Source organism: Berryella intestinalis (assembly GCF_000814825.1).
GTDB lineage: Bacteria > Actinomycetota > Coriobacteriia > Coriobacteriales > Eggerthellaceae > Berryella > Berryella intestinalis.
In genome coordinates, this window is the sequence record NZ_CP009302.1 from 1,820,022 (window position 1) to 1,834,902 (window position 14,881).

Annotated in this window: 13 protein-coding genes; all 13 read right to left on the reverse strand. The window is 55.6% G+C overall.

Features of this window, described 5'->3' with window-relative positions:
* Positions 1-72: 72 nt before the first annotated feature.
* Positions 73-270 (reverse strand): hypothetical protein, encoded by a 198-nt coding sequence (locus JI75_RS07985; protein ID WP_039690072.1) that lies wholly within the window; start codon positions 268-270, stop codon positions 73-75.
* Between the two features lie 148 nt (positions 271-418).
* Positions 419-1,915, reverse strand: coding sequence for a sodium/pantothenate symporter (gene panF / locus JI75_RS07990; RefSeq protein WP_039690073.1), 1,497 nt, complete (start codon positions 1,913-1,915; stop codon positions 419-421).
* Positions 1,908-2,231 carry a YhdT family protein gene (locus JI75_RS07995; RefSeq protein WP_082019832.1) on the reverse strand — a complete coding sequence of 108 codons (324 nt, stop codon included), beginning with the start codon at positions 2,229-2,231 and terminating at the stop codon, positions 1,908-1,910. Before JI75_RS07995 ends, panF begins: the two co-directional genes overlap by 8 nt.
* 50 nt (positions 2,232-2,281) lie before the next feature.
* On the reverse strand, positions 2,282-3,166 hold the full coding sequence (locus JI75_RS08000) for a methionyl aminopeptidase (RefSeq protein WP_039690074.1): 885 nt from the start codon (positions 3,164-3,166) through the stop codon (positions 2,282-2,284).
* 84 nt (positions 3,167-3,250) lie between these two features.
* On the reverse strand, positions 3,251-5,713 hold the full coding sequence (pheT, locus tag JI75_RS08005; protein WP_039690075.1) for a phenylalanine--tRNA ligase subunit beta: 2,463 nt from the start codon (positions 5,711-5,713) through the stop codon (positions 3,251-3,253).
* 19 nt (positions 5,714-5,732) lie between these two features.
* Complete coding sequence (pheS, locus tag JI75_RS08010) at positions 5,733-6,794, reverse strand: phenylalanine--tRNA ligase subunit alpha (RefSeq protein ID WP_039690076.1); 1,062 nt, start codon at positions 6,792-6,794, stop codon at positions 5,733-5,735.
* 379 nt (positions 6,795-7,173) lie between these two features.
* A complete protein-coding gene (locus tag JI75_RS08015; RefSeq protein ID WP_039690077.1) occupies positions 7,174-8,463 on the reverse strand; it encodes a hypothetical protein in 1,290 nt (429 codons plus the stop codon).
* 54 nt (positions 8,464-8,517) lie between these two features.
* Positions 8,518-9,951, reverse strand: coding sequence for a flippase (locus JI75_RS08020; RefSeq protein WP_052241706.1), 1,434 nt, complete (start codon positions 9,949-9,951; stop codon positions 8,518-8,520).
* Positions 9,951-10,946, reverse strand: coding sequence for a glycosyltransferase family 2 protein (locus tag JI75_RS08025; protein WP_158407638.1), 996 nt, complete (start codon positions 10,944-10,946; stop codon positions 9,951-9,953). The genes JI75_RS08020 and JI75_RS08025 overlap by 1 nt, the downstream gene beginning before the upstream one ends.
* 43 nt (positions 10,947-10,989) lie before the next feature.
* Positions 10,990-12,123 carry a glycosyltransferase family protein gene (locus JI75_RS09105; protein WP_144299296.1) on the reverse strand — a complete coding sequence of 378 codons (1,134 nt, stop codon included), beginning with the start codon at positions 12,121-12,123 and terminating at the stop codon, positions 10,990-10,992.
* Between the two features lie 31 nt (positions 12,124-12,154).
* Positions 12,155-13,177: an NAD-dependent epimerase/dehydratase family protein gene (locus JI75_RS08995; protein ID WP_144299297.1), complete on the reverse strand. Its 1,023-nt coding sequence runs from the start codon at positions 13,175-13,177 to the stop codon at positions 12,155-12,157.
* 16 nt (positions 13,178-13,193) lie between these two features.
* Positions 13,194-13,922 (reverse strand): IspD/TarI family cytidylyltransferase, encoded by a 729-nt coding sequence (locus tag JI75_RS08040; RefSeq protein WP_039690081.1) that lies wholly within the window; start codon positions 13,920-13,922, stop codon positions 13,194-13,196.
* Positions 13,923-13,932: 10 nt separating this feature from the next.
* Positions 13,933-14,880, reverse strand: a complete 948-nt coding sequence (locus tag JI75_RS08045) for a LicD family protein (protein ID WP_039690082.1) — start codon at positions 14,878-14,880, stop codon at positions 13,933-13,935.
* Between the last annotated feature and the right edge of the window lies 1 nt (position 14,881).

The window sequence follows — 14,881 nt, forward strand, 5'->3', positions numbered from 1 at the left end:
ACCAGCATACCCCTAAATCGCGCAAGCGGCCCGTCGTTTCGGGATCGAAACAACAGATCGCCCGGAAGCCCTTCAGGAACGGCTCCACCCTCCCTGGTCGCAATTGAGGATGCTGGTGTCGAACAGCAGACGCTCCAGCACGGATGGCGACATGGCGACCAGAGCCTCTCGGCCCCGAGCGTCGATCACCACGAACGGTTCGGACGAGGATCCGACGGCTTGGACCAGGCTTTCCACACCATCCAGTCGTTCGAGATCAAGCGTGTTCATAAGGCTATCCCCTTTCGCGATGCGAGCGAACGACGAAGGAGGGCGTCGAAACGGCTCAAAAAAGGGGCCGCCTCGCCGAACGCATCGGAGAAGCGGCCCGGTTCCTGTTCGCTTGAGTATAGCATAAAAACGAACGTTTGTTTGTGTTTTAAGGTTCGCTGCGCGGGGAATCTCCGAAGAAAACGGGGAGATGACCGGACTCGCGATCCCTGAACGCCAGGGATCCGACCACCATCAGCAGCAGGGAAACCGCCAGCCCGATGGTGATCTGATGCAGGCCCATGAACTTGATTCCCAAGGCCATGCACACGCAATACGCCGCCGTTCCCCCGACCATCGACAGCAGGGCGCCGTACCTATTGGCCCGCCGCCAGAACAGCGCCCCCAGGAACACCCAGCAAAACGCGGTTTCCAGCCCTCCGAACGCGAACATGTTGATCTGCCAGATAACCGCGGGCGGAGTGACGGCGAGCACGAACACGATAAGGCCGATCCCCAGGGTAACGCCTTGGCTCGACACCTCGATGGCGCGGTCGGAAGCGGTTTTCCCCGCGCGCTGCCCGTAGTGGATCCAGATGTCTTTGATGATCGCGGAGGACGCCGCGATCAGGAGGGAAGACACCGTGGAGATGGATGCGGCGATGGGGCCGATGATGGCGATGCCGGCAAGCCAGGGAGGCAGCGTCGAGACGATCGCCGTGGGGATGATGTTGTCGATGCTGCCCCCGTACGCCGCGATGTCGTCGGTGAGCACACCGGCCGACATGGTCCCAAGCGCCGTGCAGCCGATGAGCATCGCCCCGATTATGACGGTTCCGAGCACCATGGCATGGCGAAGCGACTTCGCATCCTTGAAGCCCATGGTGCGCACGGCGGACTGGGGAAGGCAGAACGTAAAGATGCCGACGATAAGCCACTGGGTGAAGTAGAGGCCGTAGGGCATGTGCCCTCCCGACAGGGGCTCCATCATCTCGGGATGGTTCCGCTCGATGGTGGCCATGAGGTTGTCCCAGCCGCCGCCCGCGTGCAGGATGCCCCCGGCCAGCACGAAGATCCCCACCAGCATCGCGATGCCGCACAGCGCGTCGGTCACGGCGACGCCCCTGAAGCCGCCGATGGTCGTGAAGATGATCACCGCCAGGCCGAACAGTACCAAGCCGGTGAGGTAGGAATACCCGGTAACCGCCGCGAACAGCTTGGCTCCGCCGACGAACTGAGCGATCATGGTCGTTCCGAAAAACACTACGATCACCAGCGCCGCGATGATCGCCAGCGCGTCGGAGCGATACCGGGCGCGCAGCACGTCGATCACCGTCACCGCGTTCAGCTTGCGCGAGACCAGCGCCATCTTCTTGCCCATGATGCCGTACAGCAAGAACAGGGCCGTCACCTGGACGGCGGCCATATACACCCATCCCCAGCCGATGGTCCAGGCCTGACCCGGCCCTCCCACAAACGAGCTCACCGACCCGTAGGTGGCGATGGTCGTCATAGCCAAAACGAACGCTCCGAGGCTGCGGTTGCCGATGAAGTAGTCGTTCACGAAACCCGCGCCCGAGCGCGACCGACGTCGGGCGAAGATGCTGAGCGCCAGGGCAACCAGCAGAAACAGGATGACGGGGACAAGCCCGGCGATGTTACCCACGGTTCTTCCCCTCCTCGTCGGAAACCTCGATGCCGCCGTCGGGCCCGGATGCGCGGCAACCGTCCTCGTCATCCAGGCTGAAATCGACGAACACCCGCTTGTCCAGGTAGACTGCGCATGCGATTGCGCATATCCACGCCCCGACCGTTCCGCATATCACCCACAGCGGCGTATGGGCCACCTTGATGTCGAGTCCGGCCAGACCGAAGCCGCCCACCGCCCACACGACGATGGTCACAGCCAAGGCGACGACGGTGGCACGCGCCTCCCGGTCGGCCTGCTTCAGCTTATCGCGATACGTGACGCGATCCTCCATGTTGCCCTCCCTTTGCAACAAGGGCCGGCGCTTCAGCCGGCCCCTCGCGATTACCAGGAAATCAGTTCGAACCCTGATTCCGTCACTACCACCTGCACCTCCCACTGGGCGCTCGGCAAACCGTCGGCAGTGCGGACCGTCCACCCGTTCGGGTCGGTCATGTCGATGTCCGCCTTGCCCATGTTCACCATTGGCTCGATAGTAAAGCACATACCCGGAACCAGAATCGGCCCGGTTCCGGCCATTTCAACGAAACTGACGAACGGATCCTCGTGGAATTCGATCCCGCAGCCGTGACCGCCGAACTCGCGCACGACGCTGAAACCGGCGTCGGTCGCCACTTTGTTCACCGCCGCGCTGACATCTCCCAGGTGAGCCCAAGGCCGCACCGCCTCCATACCCGCCTCGACCGAGCGTTTCGTCACCTCCACCAGGCGCCTCCACTCCGGATCGACCTGCCCGATGCAGAACATGCGCGAGGAGTCGGAGAAGTAGCCTCCCAGGATCGTGGACATGTCGACGTTGACGATATCGCCGTCGCGCAGCACCTCGTCCTCGGACGGGATCCCGTGGCACACCACCTCGTTGATCGAGGTGCAGACGCTTTTCGGGAAGCCCTCGTAGTTCAGGTCGGCGGGAACCGCCCCCCGCTCGATGCAGTAGTCGTGGACCCATCGGTCGATATCGGCCGTGGTGACGCCCGCTTCGATATGCGCCTCGACGTAGTCGAGGGCGCCCACGTTCACCTCGGCGCTGCGCTTGATCCCCTCGATATCGGCGGGGGTCTTCAGCAGGCTGCGCGGAAGAACCTCTTCCCCTTCGTCCCATAGCCGCTGAAGCTTCTCGTCGAAGTCGCGGTGGCATTTCTTGTACTTCTTCCCCGACCCGCACCAGCACTCGTCGTTGCGACCGGGGCTTTCGATCCCATCGTACATGGCTACCTCGCATATCCAAGCGGCAGCCCCCTAAAGGAGCTGCCGCACATCCAGGCTGTTCCGTTAAAGTAAACCACGGTTCATCTAGCCGCGAACCTCTGCCCCGGTCGCTCCACAAACCTTCTTGACCAGACGCTCGTGGGCGCGCTCCACCTCTTCGCCGGTAAGCGTTCGGTCGGCTGCGCGGTAGGAAAGCGCGTAAGCCATGGACTTCTTGTTCGCCCCCAGGCGGTCTTCGTCGCGATACACGTCGAACAGGCGGGCGCTTTCCAGCAGCTTGCCGCCCGCAGACGACATGCACTGCATCAGCCGTTCGTGCGTGACGTCCTCGTTCACCACGAAGGCGACGTCGACCGACACCTCGGGCAGCGTCGGCACGTCCACGTAGTCGCGCGCAGGACGGCTCGATTTGCCCAGGGCCTGAACGTCCAGCTCGAACGCGACGACGGCCGGAGTCGCGTCGAACGCCTCGACGGCGAGGGGGTGGATCTCGCCGACCCAGCCCAGGATGGTGCCCCCGCTCAGCACCTCGGCCGCACGACCGGGCTGCAGGTGGGGAGCCGCGTCGGCCTCCAGGGCGCGCCAACGGACCTTGGGAACCGCCAGCTCGCGCAGCAGGCTCTCGACTGCGCCCTTCCCGTCGAAGAAGTCGAACGGACGCGCCTCGGCGTTCCAAGCCGCCTCGGCCATCGCACCGGCGAGAACGCCGGCGACCTTCTGCCGCTCCTTGGGCTTTTTGGCCCCTTCGCGCGCAGAGAACACCGTTCCGCGCTCGTAGAGCTGGATGTTCTTCACACCATGGTTCTGGTTGTAGGCGACGCTGCGCAAAAGGCCGGGAACGATGCTCTGACGCATCACCGACTGGTCGGCGTTCATGGGATTCAGCAGCTCGACGGCATCCCCCAAGCTGACAGGGTCCATGCGCAAGCGCTCGATGTCGGTCGGATCGGCGAACGAATAGGTCATGGTCTCGTTCAGCCCGCTCGCGCGCAGGGTTGCGTCGATGAGCGCGAAAAGCTTCTGGTCATCGGTGCGGTGCCCGACGCGTCCCGGGCTCGCGGGAAGCGTGGGCTTCACCCGATCCATCCCCCACAGACGCAGCACCTCTTCGTACAGATCGATCTCGCGTGCGAGGTCGGGACGGAACGTAGGCGCGACCACGGACAGCGCATCGGGATCCGACGACTGATCGACCTCGCAGCCCAGGCGCTCGAGAATATCCGCGATGTCTTCGACGGGAACCTCGATCCCCATCATCTGCGTGAAGCGGGGGACGCGCAAAGTCAGGCTGCACGGCTGCGTGCGCTCCTCCCACACATCAACCAGGCCGGGAGCCACGGAACCGCCCGTCACCTCGGCGATGAGCGCCGCAGCCATCGCCGCGTAGTCGGCTACGGGGTTGTCGTCCACCGTGCGCTCGTAGCGCAAAGACGACTCGCTGATCAGGCCGAGGCTGCGGCTGGTGCGGCTGGTGTGCGAACGGTCGAACGTCGCGGCCTCGAGCAGAACCTTGGTGGTCGACTCCGAGATCTCGGTATCGAGCCCTCCCATGACGCCCGCCAGGGCGACCGGGCCGAACTCGTTGGCGATGACGGTCATATCCGCAGACAACTCGCGCTCTTCCCCGTCGAGCGTCGTCAGCTTCTCGCCCTCGGCCGCCGGGCGCACCTGGATGCGCGCCTTGCCGTCCTTCGACACCACCTTGTCGAAATCGAAGGCGTGAAGGGGCTGTCCGAACAGGAACAGGATGTAGTTCGTGACGTCCACCACGTTGTTCACGGGACGGGCGCCCGCTGCAGCGATGCGCTCGACCAGCCAATCGGGGCTGGGGCCTATCTTGACGCCCTCGATCACGCGCGCCGTGTAGCGCTTGCTGCGGGCAGGGTCGGCGATCGCCACCTCGACCTGTTCGGAGGCAGAAACGAGCGACCCGTCCTCCTCCAGCTCGTAGAGGGGGTAGGTCACCGGGACGCGGTACATGGCCCCCACTTCGCGCGCCATCCCCGCCACGGACAGGCAGTCGGGGCGGTTCGGCGTGATCTCGAGGTCCAGCACCGTATCGGAAAGCCCCAGGTAATCCGCATAGGGAACCCCGATGGGAGCATCCTCGGGAAGGATGATGATGCCGTCGGCGTCGCTGCCAAGCCCCAGCTCGGCAGACGAGCAGTTCATGCCATAGCTCACCACGCCGCGCTTCTTCGACTTCTTGATCTTGAAGTCGCCGGGAAGCACCGCGCCCTCGAGGGCGGTAACGATATGGTCGCCCGCATTGAAATTCTGGGCGCCGCAGACGATCTGGAGCGGCGCGGGATTCCCGTCCTCCCCGAGGTTCCACGGACCGACGTCCACCGTCGTAACGAACATGTGGTCGGAGTCGGGATGCTCGACCTTGGTGAGCACCTGGGCGGTAACCACTTTGTCGAAGGTCTGGCCCTGGACCTCGACGCCCTCGACGCCGGTTCCGGTCAGGTCGAGCCGATCGCAGAAGGCCTTGAGGTCGGCGGGCACGTCGACGTACTCGCCCAGCCATTTGAGAGAAACTTTCATAAGTCCACTTCTTCCTGAACTAGAACTGACGAAGGAAGCGCATATCGCCTTGGAGCAGCAGCCTGAGGTCGGGGATGTCGTACTTCAGCGCCGCAACGCGCTCGACGCCCACGCCGAACGCGAACCCCGAGTACCGCTCGGGATCGATCCCCGAGCACTCGAGCACCGCCGGATCGACCATGCCGCAGCCCAGGATCTCGAGCCAGCCGGTACCCTTGCAGAACCGGCATCCCTCCCCGTGGCAGATGCCGCAGCTCACATCGACCTCCGCCGACGGCTCGGTGAACGGGAAGTAATGCGCCCTGAAGCGCGTCTCGCGATCCGGGCCGAACATCGCCTTGCAGAAGTAGTCGAGCGTGCCCTTCAGGTCTCCGAAACTGATGTTCTCGTCGATGACCAGGCCCTCGATTTGGGTGAACTGGGGAAGGTGCGACGGATCGGCCACGTCGCGGCGATACACCTTGCCCGGTGCGACGATGTAGATGGGGGGCTTTTGGGTCTCCATCACGTGAACCTGAACGCCGGAGGTCTGGGTGCGCAGCAAGACGTCGGACTCGCCGCGAACCGCAGCGGCGTCGCCCGACCGATCCCGCACGTAGAACGTGTCCTGCATGCTGCGGCTGGGATGGTCGGCCGGAGCGTTCAGCGCCGTGAAGTTGTAGTAGTCGGTTTCCACCTCGGGGCCGGTTGCAACCGTGTAACCCAGCCCGAGGAACACGTCGCAGATCTCGTCGGAGATGCGGTTGATGAGGTGGCGCGAGCCCAGCTGCTGGGCGCGCCCCGGAAGCGTCACGTCGACGGCCGAGCTTTCGATGGACGCCGCCAGCTCATCGGCCGCAAGAGCGCTCTTGCGCGCGTCGAGCGCTTCCTCGACCACGGCCCGGACGGCGTTCACCGCCTTGCCCACCTCTGCGCGCTCCTCTTTGGCGATCTGCCCCATCTGGCGCAGGTACTTGGTAAGCTCGCCCGACTTCCCCATAACCTGGACGCGCACCTCGTCAAGCGCGGACGTTCCCTGCGCGGCTTCGATGGCGGATAGGGTCCTCGACCTCAGTTCCGCCAGCTCGTCGATCACCGACATCTTGCTTCGCCTTTCTCTCGCTCTCGAAAAAAGAGCCCTCTTTCGTCCTTGGCGACGCCCGGGTTCGCGCTCGGGGCGTCTGGTTCAAGGACGAGAGAGGGCTCTCGCGGTACCACCTTGATTGGCCGTCGGCTCGAACGCCGCGACCCGCTTCGTTTCCCCGATGACGGAGGGCCACCGCCTTCCCCTATGAACGCCTGGCAAGCCTTCGCTTTCGGGGAAGATGCTCGGAAGGGAACGGCCCCGGCACCCGTTGACGCTTTTCCAGCCAAAGAAGCGCCTCTCTGAGAACGGGCAGCGCCGAAGCTTATCTTCGTCGTCGCATGTGCACGTCAGTATAGCGCATGGATGCGGAGGGTTTGGCACGAGCCACCATCAGCTACACACTTCTCTTGCTAGGCTTTATTTGACGAACTGATGCGTTCCTTTCTGTGATGGTGACTTTTCTTCCTGCCAATCCAGCATCAGTCAGCGACGAAACGAACCAGGAGTCGTCGGACGAAAGAACCTTTCCGAACAGCAACAAAAAACTGCAGTACGCAATCATGCAAAGCTGAGGATCAACGATGCTATGAATTGCGAAAACCAAAAAGATGAAACCGAAGACGTAATCTCCACCCGTTACCGCTTTTCTCACAAGCGCAACGAACAGCACCAGAAAAACAGCCGAGACCAACACCCCGTTTCTGATAAGGATATTCAAATAAGAGCAATCGACGTAATTATTGGCTCCAGATGCAACCTTACCCGACATCACCGCAATGGGGGTAACCCACTCTATCCTGTTCCCAAAAATAGAAACATCATATTGGGAAAATGCGAGTTGGGTTTGCGCCAACCTGTTCGAAAACACCCTGTTCAATTGATGACCCAAATCGCTATCCACCGGTACGCCGAGGAACACAATCGCAGAAAGGACGGCGCAAATGGGAACCGACGCAATAAACGCCAGCTCGAATACCTTGTTCCTGCGAAGCTTGCTTCCCCATCGTTTGTACGCCGCCATCGCCCCCAGAACAAGAAGCGACAAAGCAAACGAGTTTCTCGAATCGGAAAGCAGGAACACAACAACATTGAACGCAAGCAGGACCACAATGACGAACCAGCTAGCCTTTTCCCTCTTTAAATAGAAATAGACAAGGATAAGGCTAAGCAAAAAATGGCTCGCGTAGGTATACCACTCGAATCCAAGTGCGTGCCGTATCCTATCCGGGTTTTCACTAACCCATGGCGGGGTAGGCATCACGCCCACCACGCCAAGAAGCACTATGGTAAGTAAAACAATCAACTGCACGATAAAGATCCATGTCAACACTTCTTTAGCATTCAGGTTCCTCATGAAAAATGCTGCGAGCAATACAGTCCAGAGATAGTTTTCACCTGCGAAGACACACGCCACAACTACCAATGAGACCCCTGATAAAAAAACAAGGTCGCGCTTCGTTACTCTTCCGTACACGAGTTCGTTAACAAAGAGGCCAGCCTGACATAAGCGTCTGACGATGCGGGTTAGGCCATCGACTTCCAGATAAGTTGCATCGACCATAATAGATGCAATCCAAATACAGATAAAGATTATGAATAGGCCTTGATGCAGACTAAAATACCGATCCGCAATCTCAGTTCGCCAGCGAAGCGCCCACGTGACCTTCTGCGACAGAACATTCATTCATGCACCCTTAATTTAACAACCGCATAGAACCAACAACCAGTGGACGACGACTCATCGAAAGCGCGAGGGCAGAAGATGCTTTATCCTTCCGTCATGCGTTTTTTTCATCCACACAATCGAGGCCAACAGAAAGAAAGATCCGCCTACCACGATCTCCAACACCAGGCGAGCCACCCCATCAACAGGTAAAAAAACGCCCATCCGGATTACACCATACATTGCCGCTCCGATAAACAAGTACGGCAACACATCTTTTAAGTAGCGCCTGAAAGGAAGTTCGCTCCTCAGGTAATAAACCTGAACAAGCATTACCGCGAACTCCGCAATCACTGTCGCAACCGAAGAGCCGACTCCCTGCCACAACGGAATCATAACAAGGTTCAGCGCCACGTTCACCGCAGCCCCTACACTGACGGAAGCGAGAAACATCACATCTTTTCCATGGGGGATAAGATACTGAACACCCAAAACATTACTCCATGCCACTATCGGAATTATCATTCCGATAATTGGCATCATAGTTGCAACGGGCTCGAACCCTTCTCCGAAAAAAATCGGGACGAATTCCGGCGATATAGCGGCAATTCCAAAAGATAGCCCCAAAGCCAAAGCTGTCGAAAACCATATAGATATTCCGATATGACCTCGAACCGATTCGCCTTCTCCCGATGATACGAGCTTACTCATCCGTGGAAGCATAGCGGTGCCGAGCGATTGTATTATCGCCAGCGGAATTAATGTTATTTTTTCAGCATTGTCGTAGAACCCCAGCTGCGACATGGATGCAAGCACCCCAAGTAATACTTTATCGATCTGCGTGTAAAACGATATCGCAATGACAGGGGCAAAAAGAACCAGGTTGGGTTTGATATGAGGGATAATTTCTTTCAATTTCGGTAAGGCAAACCGAACCTTACCAGCCAACATCGGCCACAATACCAACGCCGAAACAAAGTTCCCCATCGCCTGTATCAAGCAGTACACCCAAAGATCTTCTTGATCATGAACGAACAGGAAGATGCCAGCAACGACCAAAAACCTGATAATCACGTTTCGAATGGTTATAGCCTTGAACTCTTCGAGACCAAAGAAAAGCCAACCCACATCGAATATCTCGGCCCCAACCCATATGCACCATATGAGGGAAAACCGAATAATATCGGGCGACGACAGGGCTACATACCCCAGATAAACGGTCGTTACAGCGGCTCCCGCTAAAAACTGCATTGCAAAGATGGAGCAGAATGTCTTCGACAGAATCTGCCTATCTTCGCGAACTTTCGCTATTGCACGAACGCCGTACTGGTTAAGTCCCAGCAGGATGAAGAAAATGAAGTAATTCGCAATCGTATACGTGAAGGCATACACTCCCAGTTGAGAACTTCCAAGCACTCTCGAAAGATACGGAAGCGTGACAAGAGGCACGATGATTCGAACCACCTGATAAGCGGCATTCCAAAGAAAGTTCGCCCGAACAGATGCCATTATTTTTTCCTGAGCTCCCGGGACGAAAGCCAGCCAAATAAACTAAATCGGCTTAACCTTAATAAGCGCACCTTTTTGCTTGCAATCGACGATTCGCGATAGAGGCCAGAAAAGCCTTTCAGCTGACGATTGAATTTCAACGCATCCTGCTTAGAAGCATCAGACCCCACCAAAAGCAGATACGAATACGTTGCGATAATCTCTTTCACCATGGAATCTCGGATGTAGGAAACGGGCACAATATCAGGATGAATGCCACCATCGGGAAAAAACTCACTCAGCATCCTCATGCGAACTTTCAGAATATCCTTGTAATGCGATCTGATGCCTTCGACGCTGATCGATTGACCATTGCGCCCAATACGATATCTATAGAGCGGACAATCCGAAACGTAAATGCTATTCGCAAAAGCAAACGGAATGTAGCAGAATTCAAGATCGGTGTAGAAGCATTGTTCGGTCATATGGAACGATATTTCCCTGAGATAAAGCGTTCGATACGCAAGGGAACACGCAGCCAACGGGCGATGTATCTTCAGATCAGAAAGATAGTAAACTCCTTCACCATCAACTCTCAAGTCGCGTATCAACTCCGAACTGCCGTCAGATTCGTATACACGCACATAGGGGCTGTACACAACATCTGAATCATTTCGGGACAAGATGGCTAAGTAAGCTTCGAGCTCGCCCGCATCAAACCAATCATCGCCATCAAGGTACCTGAAATACTTGCCACGTGCGACCTTGAGGCTCGCATTAAACGTTGAGCCGTAACCTCCGTTTTCTTTTTTGATCAGAACAAAGGTGCCTGGATAGCGATTGACAAACTCACGGGCAACTTCACTCGTTTTGTCCTCGCTACCATCATCGACAATGATAACTTCGAGCGCATCCATGTTTGCAACAACACACGACCTCAAAGCTTCATCGAGATACTTTTCGACGTTATATGCAGCAACAGACACTGTGAGCAGTTTACCAACTCCAGCAGTCATCAAGTTTTCCAATCTGATTCCCTTTTTTCGGTTTTCTGAAAGATTAATCCTGAAGAATGGCTTCGACTATGCTATCGATATCGGTCGCCTTATAAAACCTCGTTGCGTTAGCAGACATAGACCGATGGTTTTCGTCTATAGCCCTTATTCTCTCCGCTATTTCATCCGGATCCGGGCTGGAAGTCAACCCCATACCAGCCCCCTCCAGCAAGTGCTTTAAGCCAGGGACATCCGAGCCCAGCATAGGAACCCCAACACGCGAATACTCCCAGACTTTGTTTGGAGCACAATAGAGGGCGTTCAAACTTGAAAAGCGCGTCTTGTCCGACCTGGGCGAGTAAGGAAGCAGGCCAATATACCCATATGAGCTGAAAGCAAGATGGCCAGGCGATGGAACAAAGCCCATAAAATATACGTCTTCTGAAATCGACGAAAGCTTATTGCGCCACGCTCTCTCATCTTCAGCCGAAAAAACGCCTTTCCCCATCAAACAAAGGCAGAATTCCCCTTCGAGCAACTCTAAGCTTTTCGCATAAGGAACGATATCTCGGTCGGAAGCAAATACACCCTGATATAGCAGGATCTTTTTGCCGAGAGTCTCAAAGCGCTGCGCAAGAGCCTCGTCAACCTCTTTGGGGGTAGACAAATCATCTGGCTGAGGTTTATTCGGCAACACGGTGGGCACAACGGGAAGATTCCACCAAACTTGCTGAATACAGGCTCGATTATATTCAGGTACGACCACTTTATGCGCCTTGCGAGCAAGGTCGATTGCTTTACCACTTTTGAAGGGCATCGATCGAGCGCCGATGCGTGGAACGTATTCTACTAGCTCGGGAAGTTGCATTACATGCTTGAACTCAGCTAGTTCATCCGCAATATCACGAGCAGAAATATCGGTTGTAGTCCAGACAAAATCGATAGATCCCCTATTTGCCTTCAGAAAACCCCCTATCGTTTTCCGAATACTGTAATTATTCAAACCTCTAGAACACAAACCGCCCTGCCGACTTCCGAGGTCTATCATCTCAACACGAGAATCATCCTTGAAGCTTAGTTGCCGACATTCGTCGATATCATTCGCAAACAAAGTAACCCGATGCCCCAAACGAAGCAGCGACTCAACAAGATTAATGGCGGGAGGAAATTGACCCAGCGGACCTATGCGGACTACCACAACATGCATATACTCACAGCTCCAAAATCATTTAAATGAACGACTCGTACGTCCATTTAAACATCTGATCCAAACCGACCTTCGGCTCCCATCCCAAAGTCCTAATCTTACTCGAATCTTCGATTGCAAGCTCAAACTGGAGGTATGGCAGTGAGCTAGGCACGCCACCGAATCGAACCTCTGTCCTCCCCTCGAGATCCAAGCCAGCGATAAGCTCAGCAAGCTCTCGTATGCTGATGACGTTAGATTCGTTTACTACGTTATAAAAACCGTCCTGGCCCTTCTGCATAACCAAGAACATAGCATTCACCGCATCGGGAATATAAGTGTACGTCCTAAGCGCGCGCCCCTCAGATAAAAGGACGATATCTTTCCCCTCCAGCGTGCATTTAAGGAATTCGGCAAACGCCCTACCGTCTTCGAGATCGATACCCGGGCCGAGCGTATGACTCATCCTCACTCCACAGTAGCTCAGCCCATACTGAGTTCGGTAGACTTCGAGCATAGTCTCGCACAACCGCTTAGCTTCAGGGTAACAAGACCGAACGTTTAGGTGCTGAAGCGGCCCCATATCCTCTTCGGTCACAGGACGATCATCGGTCCACTCCCCATAAACCTCAACAGTTGAAACATAAAAAACCCGCTGAACATGATGAGAGCGACAAAACTCGAGAACATTGCGCGTTCCAGCAACATGCGCCCAAAGAGTTCCTGCCGCGCTTGCTTTATAGTCGGCGGGCGCGGCCGGTCCTGCTGTATGAAAGACGTAATCTACACGTTCATCCAAATCAAGAGGATGGACGATGTCCTGTTCGATAAAACCCACATTAGGAAAATGGAGTTCATCCCCGAAAACTTCTCTGGCCTTTGCAAGCGATCTCACTTGACCGAATAGCCTCATATTCAAATTATAGGTGACATCAGCATATACGAGCGCATCGAAGATATATCGACCTAATCGCCCCGTCGCCCCAGTAACGAGCACGGATTTATCTCGATACATCATCCAGTCGATTGATCCGTTATTAATGATATCCAAATCACGTTTTTCCACGTCGCTCCCCCGTTCGCTAGAGTCCAAATGCGGACTTGGTCTCTTCGTACTCGACCATCGCTTTGAAAATATAGAAATCCTCAGGGGTCGTGATCTTCAGGTTCGGGCTCGCATCCTTGACCATATGCACCTCCGAACCCAAATATGAGCAGCCCATTGCAGCATCCAGAACCGTTTCTGGTAAAACTCCATCCGCATATTTCGAATAAATGTCGGTGAGTACTCCCAGCCTAAATGTCTGTGGGGATGTCAATGTGTACGTATTGTCTCGCACCTTGAAATCCGCGAAGCTGACGACATCGCCCTCCGTAATGCATGCCGACTCAATAGCCGGACGCACCGTCATAGCTCCGCCAAATCTATGAGCAACTCGGATATTCTCGGAAATAACCGCTGTCTCGACCAGCGGCCTCACACTATCGTGTACAAGAACGATGTCATCATCCGTCCCGCCCAATTGCCTGATTTGCCTGATTCCATTAGCAATACTCGCCTGCCTGTTTTTCCCTCCCGGAACCACGGTCACATTCTTCTCAAGAGAAAACTTAAAAAGCAAGTTGCTCATATGGTCTATCCATGCCGCATTGCAGGCAACAATCACTTTATCAACATCGGGACAGGCCTCGAACTTCTCGAGGGTATATATAACGATGGGCTTACCGAACACCTCTAAAAACTGCTTCGGCGTTCCCGACGTCCTCATCCTTTGTCCTACGCCACCAGCAAGTATAATCGAATAATTCATCGGCCGCTCCTTACCGCCCGTTCGATCCCGACAGCAAAGTCGAGCCAGCCTCACCTAAATCGAATTCAAGACATGCATGATGTTCCCTTTTTTCTTCAGGGGGAAGTTCCATGTAGTTAGGACCGTAATGCTTCATAAGATAACCTTCGGCATCAATATGAACATTGACCAATCTACCAGCAAATTCTTCCTTTCGCGTTGGAATATACATCTGTCTCTCGTACATCTCGCCAAAGAAATGGTACTGTCCGGAGGGAGCCGAGACAAATTTTGTATCTGGATTTTTGCAGCACGAATACCAACGATCCACCCTAAGCGCCCACTGTGCAACCGAGTTGAAACTCAGCAACTTTCCGATGAGACATTTAAGCCTGATACTCCGAACGGCTTCCCTATCACCCTCCACATAGGAAAGGTAATGATCCCTATCCCTATAGATTCTTCTACTTGAAAGAAAAAGCCCTCCTGCTAGGCTGCGCACACCCTGGAACATCTTTAGGACCGGATGATCGTAAACATTCTCAATCGGGAAAATATCAACGCAAATGCCAAGTTCACTTTCAGGAAGCGAAGCAGACTCGACGGTCTTGATCTTCGTCCCATTCAGCCTTACGCGGCAAATGGGAAGGCCAACCTCTGGAGTGGTCTTGGGCGATTGAACCGTATACTTCCCTGGATGTTGGGCGGCAAACCCCACAACGAACCGCTCGTAATCAGCGCGAGGCATGTCTAAATCAATATCATCATCCCAAGGAATAAAGCCCTTGTGACGAATCGCCCCAAGGCACGATCCACCGCCAAGAGAATACGAGATACCATTTGCTTCGCAATAATCGATGATATCCCACAAAATACCCAGCAGCTTTTGCTGAAGCAGCTGCAGATCGAGGTCCGAGAACTGAATTAAATTGCTTTTTCCTCTCATCTGCTTGAGCTGAGACGCCGTTGAAAGATTCAAA

Excerpts from the sequence above, each read along its gene's own strand:
- JI75_RS07985 (WP_039690072.1), bottom strand. The coding sequence starts at position 270 with ATGAACACGCTTGATCTCGAACGACTGGATGGTGTGGAAAGCCTGGTC.
- JI75_RS08025 (WP_158407638.1), bottom strand. The coding sequence starts at position 10,946 with ATGACTGCTGGAGTTGGTAAACTGCTCACAGTGTCTGTTGCTGCATAT.
- JI75_RS08000 (WP_039690074.1), bottom strand. The coding sequence starts at position 3,166 with ATGTACGATGGGATCGAAAGCCCCGGTCGCAACGACGAGTGCTGGTGC.
- pheS (WP_039690076.1), bottom strand. The coding sequence starts at position 6,794 with ATGTCGGTGATCGACGAGCTGGCGGAACTGAGGTCGAGGACCCTATCC.
- JI75_RS08040 (WP_039690081.1), bottom strand. The coding sequence starts at position 13,922 with ATGAATTATTCGATTATACTTGCTGGTGGCGTAGGACAAAGGATGAGG.
- pheT (WP_039690075.1), bottom strand. The coding sequence starts at position 5,713 with ATGAAAGTTTCTCTCAAATGGCTGGGCGAGTACGTCGACGTGCCCGCC.
- JI75_RS07995 (WP_082019832.1), bottom strand. The coding sequence starts at position 2,231 with ATGGAGGATCGCGTCACGTATCGCGATAAGCTGAAGCAGGCCGACCGG.
- JI75_RS08015 (WP_039690077.1), bottom strand. The coding sequence starts at position 8,463 with ATGAATGTTCTGTCGCAGAAGGTCACGTGGGCGCTTCGCTGGCGAACT.
- JI75_RS08020 (WP_052241706.1), bottom strand. The coding sequence starts at position 9,951 with ATGGCATCTGTTCGGGCGAACTTTCTTTGGAATGCCGCTTATCAGGTG.